The organism is Thalassospira sp. MCCC 1A02898 (assembly GCF_001618185.1).
GTDB lineage: Bacteria > Pseudomonadota > Alphaproteobacteria > Rhodospirillales > Thalassospiraceae > Thalassospira > Thalassospira tepidiphila.
On the sequence record NZ_LPXK01000001.1, the window covers coordinates 633,358 to 652,337 of the forward strand.

Sequence of the window (18,980 nt, forward strand, 5' to 3'; positions counted from 1 at the left end):
GGGTAGGGGGCTGCCCCCAAGCCCGGCGGTGTGCGGGATTTCTTATGCAGCGAGATAGCATCTGGAACACGATATCGCAATGTAAACCGGCCTTTTTCCGGGTTTGCGCCGTGATTTGAACCACACGCCTCAATCGGGTTCGCAAAATCATTGCGAAGTGCCGCATCAACCCCCTAAAACAGAAGGCAAGAGCCATTCAAAAGACGGACATTATGAGCAAGACAGTCACTGTCAGCGATCAGAACGGGACCGAAGCCCTTGCCGCCAAACTTGCCGCTGTTGCCAGGGCAGGCGATGTGATTTTGATGCACGGAACACTTGGCATGGGTAAAAGTGCCTTTTGCCGTGCCTTCATTCGGGCAGTGGCCGATAATCCGAACGAAGAAGTTCCCAGTCCGACCTTTACGCTGGTTCAGATCTATGAGCTTGATCGCGTGCCTGTCTGGCATTTTGACCTGTATCGACTGTCTGATCCCGAAGAAGTCCACGAACTTGATATCGAAGATGCCTTTGCGGACGCTATCAGCCTGATCGAATGGCCGGATCGGTTGGAATATCTCACCCCGGAAAACCGTCTTGATATTCATATCGAACCCGGATCGACTCCTGATGGCCGTGTGTTCAAGCTTGAGCCGCATGGTGATGATTGGGTGACGCGGATCAATGATCTGGTGGTGGATCCGTCATGAAACGCGCAAGCCCCGACCAGGAACGACGTAATGCCGAACGCCAGGATTTTCTCGTCACCTGTGGCTGGCAGACCGCGCAGGTCATGCCGTTGGTTGATGATGCCTCGGCGCGGAAATATTTCCGCCTTGAACGGCGCCATGACACCGCGCTTCTGATGGATTTTCCGCCGACGGCAATTCATGTCGATCCGCACGGCATTCATGACAATCCCGAACGTCCGGCCTCTGTTTCGCCGGTATTACAAACCACAAGCCTGTTCCAACAGGCAGGTTGGCGGGTACCGAAAATCTATCAGGCGGATGAAAAACGCGGTTTGGTCCTGATCGAGGATTTTGGTGATATCACCTTTACCGAGGCGCTCACGGGCAGTGTGATGCTGGATGGCATGACGCAGGATGCGCTTTATCTGCGTGCCATCGAACAACTGATCACCCTGCACCGCTTCTGCGACGGGGGCGGGATGAATGATTGCGGTCTGGTGCGCTATGACCCGGAAAACCTGCGTCGGATGCTTGCCAGCTTCAAGGCGGATTATCTGCCACTCATCATCCCGGATGCGACCAAGCGTGATGCGGCAAGCACAACCTTTGATCAGCTTCTTGAAACCGTGCTGCCACTTTGCTGGCAGGTGGGCGAGGTGATCATTCACCGTGATTATCACGTTGATAACCTGATGCTGGTCGAAAATGGCGAGGGCGGTGATGATTGCGGCATCATTGATTTCCAGGACGCGGCAATCGCGCCAAGGCCCTATGATCTGGCGTCGCTTCTGCGCGATGTGCGCCATGATATCGGCCTGGACCTTGAAGCGCGAATGAAGGAATTCTATCTCGCCGCGTTCCCTGATGTTGATCGTTCTGATTTCGAAACGGCCTATATTGCAACCTCGATGGTACGCAATTTCCGCATCCTTGGCCGGTTTGGCTGGCTTGCGATCAAGGCTGGAAAGACGCGCTATTTCGACTACATCCCGCGCTGCTGGGAGATGATCCTGCGCGGGGCGGCTGATAACCTGCCTGCCCTTCAGGATTGGGTGGACGCCCATATTCCGGCCGATGCGCGCACTGCCCCGGCAATTTCCAAAACCCAGAACCTGTCAGGCAAAGAGGCACAATCATGAGCGCACCAGAAACAAAGGCACAGGCCATGGTTCTGGCGGCTGGCCTTGGCAAACGCATGCGCCCGATCACCGATGCGATGCCAAAGCCGCTTATATCGGTCGCAGACAAGCCGATGCTCGATCATGTGCTTGATAAACTGGCAAACGCCGGTGTCACGCAGGCGGTGGTCAACTCGCATTATCTTGGGCAACAGATCATTGATCATGTCGCCAGCAGAACTGCTCCCACCATCATCACCTCGCCCGAGGAAGACCTGCTTGAAACCGGCGGCGGGGTAAAAAATGCGCTCTCGAAACTCAACGAAGACGCAATCCTGATTGCCAATGCCGATGTTTTCTGGACCGAGGGCAGGGAGCCGCTGTTTGATCGCCTGATCAATGCCTTTGACCCCGATCACATGGATGCGCTTCTGGCCCTCTGTCCGGTGGCAGATGGCTTTGGTTATGATGGGGCAGGGGATTTCTTCTGGCAGGTGGATGGGCGCTTGAAACGGCGCGGTGACGCGCCGTCAGCCCCTTATTTCTTTACCGGTGTGCAGGTTCTCGCACCGCATCTGTTTGAAGGCACGCCGGATGGTGCCTGGTCACTGAATGTCGTTTATGACAAGGCGCTTGCTGCGGGACGGTGTTATGGTCTGGTGCATGATGGCGGATATTTCCACATCGGCACGCCAGAGGCGCTTGAAGATTCCGAACCCGTCATCGCAAAGGCGCTTGAAACTGAGCGCGCCAAGAAAGCTGCATCCAGGGGAGTTTGATGGCCGACCTGTTTGATTACATGGACGCGCCCAAATATGACGAAGCTTCCTTCGCGGGGGAGGCAACGCCGCCCTCAAACCTGTTTTTCATTCCGCCCGGGGTTGCCTTTGCCGATCTGATCGCCAAGCAATTGATGGCGGAAACCGCCGATCAGCCAGATCGTCTGCCTGACTATGTCCTGATGGTGCCCAACCGGCGTTCCGCGAAGGTGATGCGCGATGCCTTTTTGCGGCAATCACAGGGTGCGGTTACGTTGCTTCCGACCATTCGCCCGCTGGGCGAGGCCGACGAAGATGAATTGGCGATCTATGGTGCAGGTGGTGAACAAGCTGCCCTTGATCTGCCGCCCGCCATCCCCGATCTCCAACGTAAATTGTTACTGACCCAGCTGATCATGGGCCGCCCTGATCATCGCGGTGAAAAACCAACTGCCGATCAGGCCGCCCGTCTTGCCGGCGAACTCGCACGCTTTCTCGATCAGGTGCAAACGGAAAACTGCGCCTTTGACGATCTCAAGGGACTGGTACCCGAAGAATTCGCCGAACACTGGCAGCTCACCCTTGAATTCCTGCAGATCCTGACCATCCACTGGCCGGGTATTTTGGCTTCTCAGGATGTCAGTGACCGGGCCATGCGGCGCAATGCCCTGATTGCCGCACAGATAGATCTATGGGAAGAAAACCCGCCCGAAACGCCGGTGCTGATTGTCGGCTCAACCGGCCCTTTCCCCGCCTTGCGAGATTTGATGGCGGCGGTGCTTAGAATGCCGCAGGGCCGTGTGGTCCTGCCCGGTCTGATGACGGGACTTGGTCACGAAGACTGGGCGGCGATTGCCGATGATGCCGCCCATCCGCAACACCTTTTGGGCAAGACGTTGGGCCATATTGGCCGTCATGCTGACAGTGTGCTGCCCTGGCCGGCCATTGAGCCCGAAAGCGATGCCACGATTGAGCGCCGCCGTGTGGCCCGCGAGGCATTGCGACCGGCCAAGACCACCCATCACTGGCGCCATATCGCCGGATTTACCCCGGATGTGATGGATGGCGTTTTGCGTGTGGATTGTTCTGGTGCGCGTGAAGAGGCAACCACGATTGCCCTTATGATGCGCGAGGCCCTGGAGCATCCCGAAAAGACCTGCGCGCTGGTGACGCCGGATCGTGGCCTTGCCCGGCGTGTCGCCACCGAACTCCGCCGGTGGGAGGTCGAAATTGATGACTCGGCCGGTATCCCGCTGCATGACACCGCACCGGCGATTTATCTGCGCCTTGTGGTCCGTGCCGTGCAGGAAGAATTCGCCCCTGTTCCGTTGCTGGAGTTGCTGAAACATCCGCTCTCGGCGGCGGGTCTGTCACCGGAGAATTTCCGCGTCCTGACCCGTCTTCTGGAGAAGGAAGTCCTGCGCGGTGCCCGACCGGGGCCGGGGCTGGATGGTTTGCAAACAGCGCTTGATGGATGGTGCGAGGATACAGTCGCCCGCCTCAGCACATCCGGGTCAGACAGCGCCATTGGCCGGATTGAACGCATCCGTGATGATCATGCGCGCCTCAGTGATCTGGTGGAACGCATTAAAACATGCCTTGATCTGATTGATGATCTGACCGGAGATAAAACGCACGCGCCAGTTCATCTGCTGCGCAGTCATGTTACGGCGGCTGAGGCACTGGCAGCCAGTGACACCCAAACCGGCGCGGATCGCCTGTGGCGCGGCGAAGCAGGCGAGGCATTGGCGGATTTCGTTCATGAACTGCTGAATGCGCTGACGGATTTTGCGCCGATGCCGGGCAATCGGTATAGCGCGTTTCTTTATGCCCTGATGGCGGATCGTGCCGTGCGTCCGCGTTATGGTAAACATCCGCGCCTGTTTATCTGGGGCACGGTCGAAGCCCAGATGCAGCAGGCTGATCTGACCATACTGGGCGGGCTTAATGAGGGTGTCTGGCCGCCCGAAGCCGGGGCCGATCCGTGGATGAGCCGCCCGATGCGGCGTAATTTCGGCCTGCCCGCCCCCGAACACCGGGTCGGGCAATCGGCCCATGATTTTCAGCAACTGTTTTGTTCGCCCGATGTGGTGATGACCCGTGCATTGCGTATCGAGGGCACGCCAACCGTACCGTCACGCTGGTTGTTACGCATCGAAAACATTCTGCGCAAATCGCGCGTGTCGATGGAAAAGCCCGACGCTGCCGAATGGCGGGCGCTGGCTGATCTTATTGATGAACCGGCCTCGAGCATGCGGATCAAGATCGGACGCCCGGCCCCTAAACCACCTGTATCGGCAAGGCCCGATCGCCTGTCAGTGACCCAGATCGAAACATGGATGCGCGACCCCTATGCCATTTATGCCCGCCATATCTTGGGCTTGCGCAAACTTGATGCTGTCGACGAAGACCCTGGTGCAGCTCACTACGGCAACCTGATCCATGATGCCCTTGATCAGTTCATTACCCGACATCCTGACCATTTGCCGCCGGACGGCGAACAGGAACTGTTGATCATTGGCCGCGAAGTGTTCAAGCCGCTTGCGGCCCGGCCCGGTCTTTGGGCCTTCTGGTGGCCACGGTTCGAGCGCATCGCCAAATGGTTCATCCAGACCGAAGCAGCGCGGCGCGATGCCGTGCGCAAATCCTATACCGAACAATCCGGAACCCTTGATACCAGCAGCGGTTTTCAGGTCTATGCCCGTGCCGACCGCATTGATCAGCTGCGCGACGGGGGGATTGCGATCATTGACTATAAAACCGGCGCACCACCCAGTCAGGGTGACGTTGCCAACGGCTTTGCCCCTCAATTGCCGCTTGAAGCCGCCATCGCCGAAAAGGGCGGTTTTGGCGATGTACCGGCAGGTCCCCCGGCCAGCATGGCGTTCTGGAAACTCTCGGGCGGGGACCCGGCGGGTGAGATCGTTGAAATCAACACAGGCCGGATGAAAACCACGCCAGCAGAGCTTGCGCATGCGGCGGTGGATGGGGTGAATGGGCTGGCGGCGGCCTTTGCTGATCCTGAAACGCCCTATCTCAGTGTGCCGCATCCCGATCACGCGCCGAAATATTCCGACTATGTCCATCTTGCCCGTCTGCGCGAATGGATGGGCAGCGAGGATGTCGAAGAGCTTGATGATGTTGATAATGGTGGGGAGGGTAATGCGTCATGACCGAAATGCGCGGAACTGATCCCAACGTCCTGCAACGCAATGCGTCTGATCCGACGGCATCCGTCTGGGTGTCGGCCTCAGCCGGGGCGGGCAAGACCAAGGTGCTGTCTGATCGCGTCTTGCGTCTGATGCTTTCGGGCACTGAGCCACATCGTATTCTGTGTCTGACCTTTACCAAGGCCGCGGCGGCGGAAATGGCCAACCGTGTGAATGAACGATTGGGTCTGTGGGCCACCATGGAGGATCGCGACCTTCAGGCCGATCTCGCCAACCTTGCCGGTGCAGCACCCAGTGCCGATGAAACCATCCGCGCGCGCCAGCTTTTTGCCCGTGTGCTGGATGCGCCGGGCGGTATGAAGATCCAGACCATTCATGCCTTCTGTCAGTCGCTGTTGCGCCGTTTCCCGCTGGAAGCCGGTCTGGCGCCGCATTTTGAAATCATGGATGATCGCACAGCCGCCGAAACCATGGCCGATGTCCAGGAAGAGGTCCTGGCATTCGCCCGAACAGGCCGTGATGATGATCTGGCCCATGCCCTGTCGGTTGTTACCGGACAAGTCCGCGAAGGTGCCTTTGGCGAGGTCATGAGCGAGCTTGCCCGCGAACGTGGTCGCCTGAAGCGCATGCTGGCCAATCTTGGCGGGGCCAATCGCATGCGTGATGCGGTCTATAAGGCGCTTGGGGTGCCGGTCGGACTTGATGATGAAACCATCCTGACCAAGGCGCTTTCCGATGATGCCTTTGACCGGGATGGCTTGATGCGCGGGCTTGCCGCCCTTGAGGCCGGAACCAAAACCGATACCGCGCGCGTGCCGGCATTGGCGCAGTTCCTTGAAAAAACGAATGTCGAAGACCGCCTTGCGGTGTTTAACGAATATCGCAGTGTCTTTTTTACCACGGCGGGTGAACCGCGCGCCAAACTGATCACCAAGGGGGCGGCAGAAAATCACCCGATGGGGGCCGATGCGCTTGAACAGGAATGTGCGCGTCTGGTCGAGGTCGACCGACAACGCAAGGCCGCTGCCATGGCCGGTGCGACATCGGCACTGATCACCATCGGCAATGCGATGCTTGATCGCTATGCCACCAAAAAGGCCCTGCATGCCCGCCTTGATTATGATGACTTGATCCTGACCAGCTTGCAGCTTTTGCAACGTCAGGCCGGGATTGCCGGTTGGGTGTTGTTCAAACTGGACGAAGGTCTTGATCACGTCCTGATTGACGAGGCGCAGGATACCAACCCCGAGCAGTGGGAAGTGGTGCGTATTCTGGCCGAGGAATTCTTTATCGACGCCGGGCGCTATGCCGATAAGCCGCGTACCATCTTTGCCGTCGGCGATGCCAAACAATCGATCTATAGCTTCCAGCGCGCCGATCCGGAAAAGTTTGCTGAAATGCGCCGCTACTTCCGTGAACGGGCGCGTGAAATTGCCGCCGACTGGCGCGAAGTACCGATGAACATCTCGTTCCGGTCTACCGATGCGGTGCTGGGCACGGTGGATCGTGTCTTTGCCGGTCCGGTGGCACGGCAAGGCGTCGGTGATGACGGGGCAGACGTGCAGCACAGCCCGTTTCGTGTCGGGCAGGCCGGGCGGATTGAACTTTGGCCAGCGGTTGAGCCCGAAGAACGCGCACCCGAAGACCCTTGGACACCGCCAACCCGCATTGTCCGCCTTGAAGATCCGGAGATCCGCCTTGCCCGCGTCATTGCCGGGCGCATCCGCCATGCGATTGATGAAAAGGAAATCCTGACATCGCGTGGTCGCCCGGTGCGTGCCGGTGACTTCATGATCCTTGTGCGCCGTCGTACCGCCTTTGTCGATGAGGTCGTCAAGGCGCTTAAGGAACGCAACGTTCCGGTCGCCGGTGTTGACCGCATGCAAATCACCGATCAGCTTGCTGTGATGGATCTGGTGGCATTCGGGCGGTTCCTGTTGATGCCCGAAGATGACCTGACACTGGCCGAGGTGCTTAAAAGCCCGCTGATCGGGCTTGATGACGATCAGCTGTTTGAAATTGCCCATAATCGCTCCAGAACCCTGTGGCATGCGCTGCGTGAAAAGGCGGCTGTGGTTGAAGACGGATCACCGTTTGCGCGCGCCTATGAATTCCTGTTCAAGTGGCTGGGCCGGGTTGATTACGAACGCCCGTTTGAACTTTATGCCGAACTGCTCGGCGGTCGCGGCGAAGAAGCACGCGGTGTGCGTGCGCGTCTGGTTGGTCGTCTGGGGATTGAGGCCAACGATCCGATTGACGAATTCCTTAACCTTGCCATGGGCTATGAGGCTGATCATGCGCCGACGCTTCAGGGCTTCCTGCACTGGTTGATGGCGGGCGATGCGGAAATCAAACGTGACCTTGAACAAAGCGGGCGCGATGAAGTCCGCATCATGACCGTGCACGGTGCCAAGGGCCTTCAGGCCCCCATTGTGTTCCTGCCCGATACCATGCAGGTGCCAACACAGGCCCCCAACCTGTTCTGGCAGGAAGACCGCAACCTGATGTTCTGGCTGCCGCGGGTGGCGCTTGAAACCGATCTTGTTGCGCGCCTGCGCGATGACATCGCGCTCAAACGCGATCAGGAATATAACCGCCTGCTGTATGTCGCCCTGACACGCGCCGAAGACCGGCTCTACATTTGCGGCTGGCAGGGGCGGCGCAAGGCCCCCGAACATTGCTGGTACAACCTGTGTAGCCAAGCAATGGAAGGGTACGCTAAACCGACCCAGATTGATCTTTCGACCTATTCCGGATCAGGATGGGACGGCGAAGGCTGGGTCTGGGAAACCGATCAAAGTCAGGCGCCCAAACCAGACCGTTCTGATGATATTTCGGATTCAAAACAATCTGTAAAACGCCAGTTAATTCGGGCTGTTGCGCCAGAAGAGTCCTTCCCGCCCAAACCACTGGCGCCCAGTCGGCCGCTTGAAGACGAACCGGCTGTTCAATCGCCGCTGGGTGGCGATCAGGGGCAAAGCTTCAAGCGTGGTCTTCTGATCCATAAGTTGTTGGAACTTCTGCCAGACCTGCCCGAGCAGGCCCGTCGCAAGGCTGCGGAACGCTTCCTTGCCCAGCCAGTCCATGCGCTTGATCCCGATCTGCAGGTTGAAATTGCCAATGAAACGCTGGGTATTTTCGATAATCCAGCGTTTGCTCCGGTCTTTGCGCCGGGATCACGGGCCGAGGTGCCGTTGGTTGGTATCGTTGGCGGGGATGTGGTTTCGGCCCAGATTGACCGGCTTGTTGTCCGCGACGATGAAGTGATGATTGTCGATTATAAAACCAATCGTCCGCCGCCCCGCGATGTCGAAGACACGCCGCGTGCCTATCGTCGCCAGATGTCGATCTATCGCGCGGCCTTGGTCCAAATGTATCCGGGCAAAAAGGTCAGGTGTTTCATTCTCTGGACCAATGGGCCGTGGATGGTAGAGTTGCCCGATCACATTCTGACATTTGGTTAGAGAACCGACTCTGCAGAACGCCTGCTTTGACGAAGATCGCTTTCGCGCGGATCGCCCAATGCGCTTGACGTTTGCGTCAGTGCTGCCTACCTTGGCCTCATAAAGCGGATCGAGGTTTGCGGGTTCGCCCGCCTTGCCTCGTAACAACTAGGATCTGAAAGTATGACCACGATTAAAGTTTCCGACGGTTCGTTCGATACCGACGTTCTGGGTTCCAACGACCCGGTTTTGGTCGATTTCTGGGCTGAGTGGTGCGGTCCGTGCAAACAGATTGCCCCATATCTCGATGAAATCGCTGGTGAACTGGGCGGCAAGCTCAAGATCGCCAAGGTGAATATCGATGAAAACCCGAACACCCCGGCGAAATACGGTGTTCGTGGCATCCCGACCCTGATGATCTTCAAGGGTGGCGAAGTCGCTGCGATGAAAGTCGGCGCACTTCCGAAAAGCGCTCTTGTCGACTGGATCAACCAGTCGATCTGATCTTCATCGGATCACAGAATACGAAAAGGGGCAGGCTGCAAAACAGCCTGCCCCTTTTCATTTGGTGTCTTTTTGCCGCAATGGGCAGGTTACGCAGCACGGATATCCTTGAGGAATTCCTGAATTTGGCTCAGCAGAACCTGCGACTTGTCGGTCATGCTGTCAGATGCGCGCAGGACTTCGTTAGATGCCTGGCGTTCTTCTTCGGCAGACTCGCGAAGTCCGACAACGTTGTGGGCGACTTCTTTTGTGCCCGACGCAGCTTCGGCGACGTTGCGCGCAATTTCACCGGTTGCCGCATCCTGTTCGCTGACCGCAGCTGCAATCCCGCCCGCCACTTCATTAAGCTCCTTCATGCGCCCTGAAAGATGCTCAATCGCGCCAAGGGCACCTTGGGTGCTTTCCTGAATGCCTGTGATGTGTCCGGCAATATCTTCAGTCGCACGGGTGGTCTGGTTGGCAAGGTTTTTGACCTCGGCTGCGACCACGGCAAAGCCTTTGCCGGCCTCACCAGCGCGGGCGGCCTCAATGGTTGCATTGAGCGCAAGCAGGTTTGTCTGTTCGGCAATCGACTGGATCAGTTCGACGACTTCACCGATTTTGTCCGATGCGTTGGCAAGTTCAGCAAAGATTGCACTGGCATCATCGGCCTCATCTGCACCGGATTGCGCAATCTCCGAACTGCGGGCAACCTGAGATGTGATTTCATCAATTGCTGCGGCCAGTTGTTCCGCAGCAGCGGCAACGGTATCGACGTTGGTTGCAGCCTGTTCGGTGGCAGCGGCAACATTGGCCGCCTTGCTGGTGGTCAGATCAGACTGACCGGCCATCTCGGATGCCGTGCTGCGCAGTTGCGACAGGGCGGCGTTGACGACAGTCAGGTTGCTTTCGACATCGTTCTCGAACGCCTTGATGCGTGCATCGATACGTTTCGCACGTTCGATCTGTGCCTGATTGGCTTCTTCGTGTTGCTTTTGCAGGCGGTCGGCTTTCTTACGGTTTTCGAGGAAAACCTCAAGAGCACGGGCAAGATCGCCAATTTCATCCCCGCGGTCTTGTCCCTCTGTCTGGACAGAAGTATCGCCTTTTGCAACCCGCGACAGGGCTTCGGTGATTTTGCGCATTGGCACGGTTGTGCTTTTCTCGACTGCAAAGCCAAGACCGCAGATGATCACAAGGACGCCAACAAAAACGATGATGCCGATGGTCGTGCTCTGCCAGAATGCAGCCATGACATCGTCCATATAGACTCCTGCAGAAACAACCAAGCCCCAGTCGCCTGCTGTTCTGGCGTATCCGAGTTTCGGTGTGACTTCTTTGCTTTCGGGATGGGGCCAGACATAATCGACATACCCGCCTTCAGGAGCACGGGCAGCTTCAACCAACGCTGCAACAGGTGTCGCACCGGTCGGGTCCTTGACCGCCGAGACCGGCTTTCCATTCAGCGACGCATTGATCGGATGCATGACCATTGTGCCATCGAGGCTCGCGACGAAAACATAGTTTTCACCGTCAAAGCGCTGAGCCTTGACCGTTTCCAGAGCAAGTTTTTTGGCTTCTTCTTCTGAAAACTCGCCTTGTTTTGCCCGGTTGGCAAAATTATCAATGATCGACGCTGATTGATCGACAACATACCGCAGAGTTTCCTGACGGTCCTTGATCATGGTCGTGTACAGGGAATAAAGGTCGATGATCGACACTGCGGCGAGTGCCAAAGCGACCAGAAACATAACGCCGCGCAGTTTCCACGCTAAAGAGTAGTCCGAAAGTTTCATGACGCACCTGCTTGTTACTTGTTCTGTCGTTCCGTCGACGTGAATTGGGGCGAACGGTAACCAGGTGCGTAAATCGCGTTTCCCGAGCAGGTAGTCGTTGATTTATGCCAATCGGCAGTCCGGCGTTCATCTTAGCGCATTGTAAAATAGAGATATTTAATTTTAATTATGGTAATGCAAAACATCTCTGGGTTGCATGAGAAAAAGAAGACCCCACCAAACAGGTGAGGGTCTTCTATGAATTCAGCTTGTATGCAGCGTCTATTCGAGTCTGATCAGGTCAATACTCGTAGGGCGTACCGTCCATATTTTCCATCAGCACTTCACGCTTGCCGACATGGTTGGCGGCGGAAACGACGCCGTTTTCTTCCATCTGCTCGATGATGCGGGCTGCGCGGTTATAGCCGATTGAAAGTTTGCGCTGGATGAAGCTGGTAGATGCCTTCTTTTCACGCAGGACAATGCCAACCGCCTGATTATAAAGATCATCATCTGATCCGCCGCCACCAGCCCCTGCATTGCCACCGGCCATATAGGCCGCGACCGGGTCTTCTTCGGGTTCTTCGGTAACGGTTTCAAGATAGGCCGGGTCGCCCTGATCGCGCAGGTGTTTGACGATACTTTCGACTTCTTCGTCGGAAACAAACGGGCCATGGACACGCTGCAAACGGCCGCCCTGACCCATGTAAAGCATATCCCCCTGACCCAGAAGTTGCTCGGCACCCATTTCACCCAGAATGGTGCGCGAGTCGATTTTTGATGTCACGGAATAGGAAATACGCGTCGGGAAGTTGGCCTTGATCGTACCCGTGATCACGTCCACCGACGGACGCTGGGTCGCCATGATCAGGTGCAGACCAGCCGCACGGGCCATCTGTGCCAATCGCTGGATGGATGCCTCAACATCCTTGCCGGCAACCAGCATCAAATCGGCCATTTCGTCGACGATGATGACGATAAACGGCAGCGGCTCCATCGGGAGTTCCTGATCTTCAAAGATCGGTTTGCCGGTTTCCGGATCAAAGCCGGTCTGTACACGTCGGGTCAGCTGTTCGCCCTTGGCGGCGGCTTCCTTGATGCGTTTGTTATAGCCCGCAATGTTACGCACGCCGACCTGGCTCATGGCGCGATAACGGTCTTCCATCTCGCGCACGGCCCATTTCAGGGCAACAACTGCCTTGTGCGGGTCGGTCACAACCGGCGTCAAAAGGTGCGGAATGCCGTCATAGATCGACAGTTCCAGCATCTTGGGGTCGATCATGATGAAGCGGCATTCTTCGGGCTTCAGGCGATAGAGCAATGACAGGATCATTGCGTTCACACCCACCGATTTACCCGAACCGGTGGTACCGGCAATCAGCAAGTGCGGCATTTTCGACAGATCGGCAATCACCGGCGTGCCGCCGATATCCTTGCCAAGGCTCATATTGAGTTTGCCGGTGTTCTTTTCAAAGTCACTCGATGCCAGGATTTCATGCAGATGCACGGTTTCGCGGCGCGAGTTTGGCAGTTCGATCCCGATGACGTTGCGTCCGGGTACCACGGCAACACGGGCGGCAATCGCACTCATGGAACGCGCGATATCATCGGCCAAACCAATCACGCGCGATGATTTCACACCTGCCGCGGGCTCGAGCTCATAAAGGGTGACAACCGGGCCCGGGCGGACCTGAACAATCTCGCCCTTTACGCCAAAGTCCTGAAGCACGGTTTCAAGCAAACGGGCATTCTGCGCCAAGGCTTCCTGATCGATCTGGTTGGCATCTGCCGGATCAGGTTCACCAAGCAAATCAAGCGGCGGGAAACGATACTCATCCGAGCCCAGATCAAACGATGCCTGACGCTGCGCTGCAGCCTTCTGGCTGGGTTGCAGCTTGGCCGCCGGGGCCGCGACAATATGAACCGGCGGTTCGTGATCGTCATCGTCGTCAAACCCGTCATAATCGTCCGGGTCGACATCCGGTTCGGATTTCCGGGTTGAAATGGCCGTGCCAAGCTTGGACTTGCCTTTGTCCATCGACGGTTCCTGACGCGAACCCGGGGCACGCTTGGCAAGCGGCTCATCGTTGCTGCCGGTCGGAATAATGGCACGAATGCCCGCAATCACCTTGCCACCGGCAAAGGACAGGGCCGTACCCAACCGTCCCCATTCAGACAGCGAATAGGCCATGCAAAAGATCGTCAGTGCCAGACCAAGCATCATGGATGCCAATGCGATCAGCGCCCGTGCGCCGGGAACCCCAATCATCGCAAAACCGGCCTGAAGCTTGCCCAGCAGCAAGTCACCGGCGAAGCCACCCAGACCAACCGTCAGCGGCCAATGCATACCCGGCTGAATGGCGGCTGCCGAAACCGCGACAAGAAGCAGTGCCAGCGGTAAAACAAGGAAACGTGCCCACATCCAGCGGAACGGTTTGACTGCAATCAGGCGCAGGCCCCATGCGACAAGCAAAACGGTAATCAGTGCGGATGCCAGACCAAGGGTACGCAGCATCAAATCCGCGCCATAAGCCCCGACGATCCCCAACGGATTAAAAACCGTCGTGCGGTCGGTTGCGTGGTTAAACGATGGGTCACCCGGATGAAAACCAATCAGCATGATGAACAGGGCTATGGCCAGCAATACCAGCCCAAGGCCGCAAAACCGCAAGCCACTGCGCTTGAGCAGTGTCACGAGACTGCCGGGCATGAAAGCGGTTCCAAGAGTGTTTGACTGGCTGCTCATCTGGGTATCCGTTCTGGTTAAGTCCTGCTGTTCTGGTCGGGCGAAGTATCGGTTTAGCTTTCCAATGCCTTCGCGATGCGGGTCAGTCCTTCCCGCGTGGTTTCAAGATCATGCACAAGGGCAATGCGGATGAACCGTTTGCCCGGATTGTTGCCATTTGCATCGGTCAATGACAGGTAACTGCCTGGAATGACCTTGACCCCGGATTCTTTCCAGATTTTCCGGGTGGCGGCTTCATCATCGCCGACATCAAGCCACAGGAAAAATCCGCCGGGCGGGCGATAAAATCCAAACCGGTTGCCAAAGACTTCCTCGGCGATGTCGATTTTGGCGCGATAGATATCCCGGTTGGCCTCCGCATGGGCATCATCGTTCCAAAGAGCGGTGGATGCGGCCATGACTGGCATCGGAATGGTGGCCGAGCAATAGCTGCGCAGTGCGGTAAAGCGTTTGACGATCTTTGCATCACCGGCAACGAAGCCTGAACGCAGGCCCGGCGCGCTGGACCGTTTCGAAAGACTGTGGAAGACAAGGATGTTGTCCATGTTTCCACCCTGTGCCGCACAGATTTCAAGCGCGCCGGTCGGTGCGGTGCTGTCATAGATATCGGCATAGCATTCATCCATCGCCAGCACGAAGTCATGCTTGCGCGCCAGTGAAATGATCTGTTCGAGGTACGCACGCGATGCAATCGCCCCTTGCGGATTGGCGGGCGAGCACAGGAAGAACAGCGCGCAGGCATCAAGATCCTTGGCATCAATCTGATCAAGGTCGGGCAGGAACCCGTTTTCCGGCCCCGCCGCCAGCGGCACCATTTCGGCATCATTCAGCACCGCCGCCCCGCAATAGACCTGATAGAACGGGTTGGGCAGCAAGACCTTTGGTTTGGGACCCGGTTGATCCTGTGGAATGACGGTGGTGGCAATCAGATAAAGTGCCTCGCGCGTGCCTGCGACCGGCAGGACGTGATCATCACGGTCGATCATGCCTTTGGGCAGGTTATAGCGGCGATCAAGCCAGTTTTTGATGGCGTCGCGCAGCTCCGGCGTGCCGGCACCTGGCGGGTATTTGTGCCAAAGGCTGGCATGTTTGACCATTGCCTCGGTGATCATGGCGGGCGGTTCATGCTGTGGCTCGCCGATCGACATTACAAGCGGCGGCTGACCGGGTTCGATCCCGTCAAGCAGGGTTGCCAATCGCGGAAACGGATAGGCAGGCAATTGATCCAGGCGCGCGTTAAACATGGTCGTCGTCAATCCAGCATGATCTGTGGTCCGCCGTTCGCGGTCCCGTTATTCGGAAGATGGGTAAAATCCCCTGACTTTACCCCTATGCCAAAAGTGCAAAGAAACATTTAAGAGCACGGGTAAGCCAACGCAAAAAGCCCGGAAAGACGCGCTTTCCGGGCTTTAAAGAGTATTAACTCTGTGGCGGGTCGCGCAGCCTAGCTCGCGCGGAGATCATCCTCGGGATATGCGCCGATGTTGTGGATCGAGATATCCGCACCATCAAACTCGGCTTCTTCGGACAGACGGATGCCAATGGTGGCTTTTAGGGCGCCATAGACAACAAAGCCGACCACGGTCGCAAAAACGACACCAATCAGCGATCCTGCCAGCTGTGCGCTGAACGAAACACCGCCCATGCCGCCAAGGGCCTCAAGGCCAAAGATGCCACAGGCAATTCCGCCCAGAAGGCCGCACATGCCGTGCAGCGGCCAAACGCCGAGAACATCGTCAATTTTCCATTTTGCCTGACACTGATTGAAGCCCCAGACAAACAGCGCACCGGCAAGACCGCCGGTCACAAGTGCACCCAACGGATGCATGACATCTGACCCGGCGCAAACGGCAACAAGTCCGGCAAGTGCGCCGTTATGGACAAACCCGGGATCATTTCGACCGGCAATCAATGCCGTCAGAATGCCGCCGACCATCGCCATCAGCGAGTTAACCGCAACCAGTCCGGTGATGCCGCTTATTGATTGTGCGGACATGACGTTAAAGCCAAACCAGCCAACACAAAGAACCCAGGACCCCAAAGCCAGGAAGGGAATGTTTGACGGCGGAATACCGACGAGGCCGCCGGTTTTGGTGTATCGCCCGCGACGAACGCCGAGATTGATCACAGCGCCAAGGGCGATCCATCCGCCAACGGCATGAACGACGATGGAACCGGCAAAATCATGGAACGGTGCGCCAAAAGTGGCTTCGATCATGTCCTGGAAACCAAAGTTGTTGTTCCAGGCCATGCCTTCAAACAGGGGATAGCAAACCCCCACCAGAATGGCGGTGGCGAATAACTGCGGATAGAAACGCGCGCGTTCTGCAATACCGCCAGAAATAATGGCCGGGATCGCTGCTGCAAACGTCAAAAGGAAGAAGAATTTGACCAGATCATAACCGCTATCAGCAAAGGACGGGCTGTTTTCGGGGCTGATCTGACCGCTCAGAACACCAGCATTGGCAAAGAAATCAACGCCATATGCGATGCTGTAGCCGACAAAGAAATAGGCAATGGTCGAAACAGCGAAATCAACAATGATCTTAACCAGTGCGTTAACCTGGTTCTTTTTGCGAACCGTGCCGACTTCAAGAAAGGCAAAACCGGCATGCATTGCGAGCACCATAATAGCGCCCATCAGGACGAAAAATACGTCCGAGGCAGTCTGGAAGGCCCCCATAAGGCGTCCCCTTTTCAAATAGCGTTTCCTCTCGGTCCGGTCTTGTCGGGGCAGCCGGACTCTGGTTCGGGGCAGCCAAGATCAATTTTCGTGCCAATGCCGCAAAACCAAGCAGCAAAGCATAAAATGCCAAGGCTGTTGCTTGGTATTTGACTGTCGGGGTGAGGCATCCTGTTTTAGGGACAAAAAACGTCTTTGCCTTCCAAGTGATCAAAACGCTGCCCAAAAAGGCAGCATGGAACAAAAAAAGCCCGCCCGGGTTTCCCCGGACGGGCTTTTGATCTGATCGATCAGGTGCCGTGCGAACACGGCACCTGTCAGAAAGTCTTGCTTAGAAGCGCTGGGAACCCTTACCGAATTCCGGATAGGCTTCCAGACCAAGCTCGGTCGCGTCCGAACCGTTGGCTTCTTCTTCCTCGGAGAGGCGAATACCAACAGTGAACTTCAGAGCCAGCCATACGATAGACGAAGCAACGATGGTGAAGGCACCCATTGCAACGATACCGGTGATCTGCGTACCGAACGAAGCACCGTCATTGGTGAACGGAACAGCAAGCGTGCCCCAGATACCAGCAACAAGGTGAACCGAAACAGCACCGACAACGTCGTCGATTTTCAGTTTGTCGAGCAGCGGAACTGCAACAACAACCAGGATACCACCGATTGCACCGATGATGATCGCCGAGCCAATGGTCGGGGTGTCCGGAGCAGCGGTGATCGAGACCAGACCAGCCAGTGCACCGTTAAGTGCCATGGTGAGGTCGACCTTTTTGTAAAGGATCTGGGTCAGGATGATTGCTGCAACCACACCGCCGGCAGCAGCCATGGTGGTGTTGCCATAGATGTTGGCAATGGCGATGACGTCAGCGCCGGTACCCATAGCAAGCTGGGAACCACCGTTGAAGCCGAACCAGCCGAGCCACAGGACGAAGGTACCAAGCGTTGCAAGCGGAAGGTTCGAACCCGGCATCGGGTGAACGGAACCGTCTTCGCCGTACTTGCCTTTACGTGCACCAAGGATGATCGCACCGGTCAGAGCAGCCCAGCCGCCGACCGAGTGAACAATGGTGGAACCGGCAAAGTCAGAGAAGCCCATTTCCGACAGCCAGCCGCCGCCCCAGGTCCATGCACCGGTGATCGGATACAGAACGCCAGTCAGAACAACGACGAAGATCAGGAACGGCCACAGTTTGATACGCTCGGCAACAGTACCCGATACGATCGAAGCTGCGGTTGCAACGAATACCATCTGGAAGAACCAGTCGGACGTTGCGGAATAACCGCCAGAGAAATCACCACCAAGGGCAGCGGAGTCATCTGCGCTCCACAGGCTCAGCGAGCCGATCCAGCCAGATACATCCATGTACATCAGGTTGTAACCGATGAGGTAGTACATGATGCCAGCAATCGCGAAGAGCGAAATGTTCTTCAGCAGGATGGTGGTAACGTTTTTGGTACGAACCAGGCCGCTCTCAAGCATAGCAAAGCCGGCCGCCATGAACATGACGATTGCGCCACTGAACAGGAAGCTAAAGCTGTTGAGAATGAACTGGGTTTCAGCCGGAACGCCTGCGTCCTGAGCAAAAGCCGGAGAAGCGATTGCCAGAAGGGCGGTAGCTGCAGCCGCAGCAAGGCCGGTTTTCTTCATGGAAATAGTCATAATGTCTCCCCTTGTCTCTGGACTTACAGGGCGTCGTCGCCGGTTTCACCAGTACGGATACGAACCGCCTGATTCACATCAAGAACGAAAATCTTACCGTCCCCGATTTTCCCGGTTTGAGCAGTTTTGGTGATGGCTTCGACAACCTGATCAACCAGATTATCCGTGATGGCGACTTCCAGCTTCACCTTCGGCAGGAAGCTGACCATGTATTCAGCACCACGATAAATTTCGGTCTGACCTTTCTGGCGACCAAAACCTTTAACTTCGGTGACCGTCAAACCCTGGACGCCCAGTGCGCTAAGCGCTTCACGGACTTCGTCCAGTTTGAACGGCTTAATGACAGCAGTAACAAGTTTCATAATAATGCGACCTCCCGGCATATCCGTTGAGTACCAACGTGGTAATCACGATTTCGCAGTCGCAGTCTCCAAACCAAGAATCGTGCCAGACTCAGAATAAAAATCGTAAAT

General features: G+C 56.7%; 12 protein-coding genes. 6 read left to right on the plus strand and 6 right to left on the minus strand.

The genetic code is table 11. The features are described from left to right. The first annotated feature begins 212 nt into the window (after positions 1-212). The 6 genes from tsaE to trxA all read left to right on the plus strand — a co-directional run bounded on the left by tsaE (position 213) and on the right by trxA (position 9,664). On the plus strand, positions 213-689 hold the full coding sequence (tsaE, locus tag AUQ41_RS02920) for a tRNA (adenosine(37)-N6)-threonylcarbamoyltransferase complex ATPase subunit type 1 TsaE (RefSeq protein WP_063086588.1): 477 nt from the start codon (positions 213-215) through the stop codon (positions 687-689). Then, positions 686-1,810, plus strand: a complete 1,125-nt coding sequence (locus tag AUQ41_RS02925) for an aminoglycoside phosphotransferase family protein (RefSeq protein ID WP_063086590.1) — start codon at positions 686-688, stop codon at positions 1,808-1,810. Before tsaE ends, AUQ41_RS02925 begins: the two co-directional genes overlap by 4 nt. After that, positions 1,807-2,568, plus strand: coding sequence for a nucleotidyltransferase family protein (locus AUQ41_RS02930; protein WP_063086592.1), 762 nt, complete (start codon positions 1,807-1,809; stop codon positions 2,566-2,568). The genes AUQ41_RS02925 and AUQ41_RS02930 overlap by 4 nt, the downstream gene beginning before the upstream one ends. Further along, a complete protein-coding gene (addB, locus tag AUQ41_RS02935) occupies positions 2,568-5,720 on the plus strand; it encodes a double-strand break repair protein AddB (protein WP_063086594.1) in 3,153 nt (1,050 codons plus the stop codon). The genes AUQ41_RS02930 and addB overlap by 1 nt, the downstream gene beginning before the upstream one ends. Continuing rightward, positions 5,717-9,181 carry a double-strand break repair helicase AddA gene (gene addA / locus AUQ41_RS02940; RefSeq protein ID WP_063086596.1) on the plus strand — a complete coding sequence of 1,155 codons (3,465 nt, stop codon included), beginning with the start codon at positions 5,717-5,719 and terminating at the stop codon, positions 9,179-9,181. The genes addB and addA overlap by 4 nt, the downstream gene beginning before the upstream one ends. Positions 9,182-9,343: 162 nt before the next feature. Next, on the plus strand, positions 9,344-9,664 hold the full coding sequence (trxA, locus tag AUQ41_RS02945; protein WP_008888557.1) for a thioredoxin TrxA: 321 nt from the start codon (positions 9,344-9,346) through the stop codon (positions 9,662-9,664). Positions 9,665-9,753: 89 nt separating this feature from the next. Here the strand turns inward: trxA and AUQ41_RS02950 are convergent, their stop codons facing one another. From AUQ41_RS02950 to glnK, 6 genes are all read right to left on the minus strand, one after another. After that, complete coding sequence (locus AUQ41_RS02950) at positions 9,754-11,439, minus strand: methyl-accepting chemotaxis protein (protein WP_083952700.1); 1,686 nt, start codon at positions 11,437-11,439, stop codon at positions 9,754-9,756. A gap of 280 nt (positions 11,440-11,719) precedes the next feature. Continuing rightward, positions 11,720-14,164 (minus strand): DNA translocase FtsK, encoded by a 2,445-nt coding sequence (locus tag AUQ41_RS02955; RefSeq protein WP_063086600.1) that lies wholly within the window; start codon positions 14,162-14,164, stop codon positions 11,720-11,722. 53 nt (positions 14,165-14,217) lie between these two features. Further along, positions 14,218-15,408 (minus strand): aminotransferase class I/II-fold pyridoxal phosphate-dependent enzyme, encoded by a 1,191-nt coding sequence (locus tag AUQ41_RS02960; RefSeq protein ID WP_008888555.1) that lies wholly within the window; start codon positions 15,406-15,408, stop codon positions 14,218-14,220. Positions 15,409-15,608: 200 nt separating this feature from the next. After that, positions 15,609-16,847 (minus strand): ammonium transporter, encoded by a 1,239-nt coding sequence (locus AUQ41_RS02965; protein ID WP_063086602.1) that lies wholly within the window; start codon positions 16,845-16,847, stop codon positions 15,609-15,611. 331 nt (positions 16,848-17,178) lie between these two features. After that, complete coding sequence (gene amt / locus AUQ41_RS02970) at positions 17,179-18,507, minus strand: ammonium transporter (protein WP_008888553.1); 1,329 nt, start codon at positions 18,505-18,507, stop codon at positions 17,179-17,181. A 23-nt stretch (positions 18,508-18,530) separates the two neighbouring features. Continuing rightward, on the minus strand, positions 18,531-18,869 hold the full coding sequence (gene glnK / locus AUQ41_RS02975) for a P-II family nitrogen regulator (protein ID WP_008888552.1): 339 nt from the start codon (positions 18,867-18,869) through the stop codon (positions 18,531-18,533). Between the last annotated feature and the right edge of the window lie 111 nt (positions 18,870-18,980).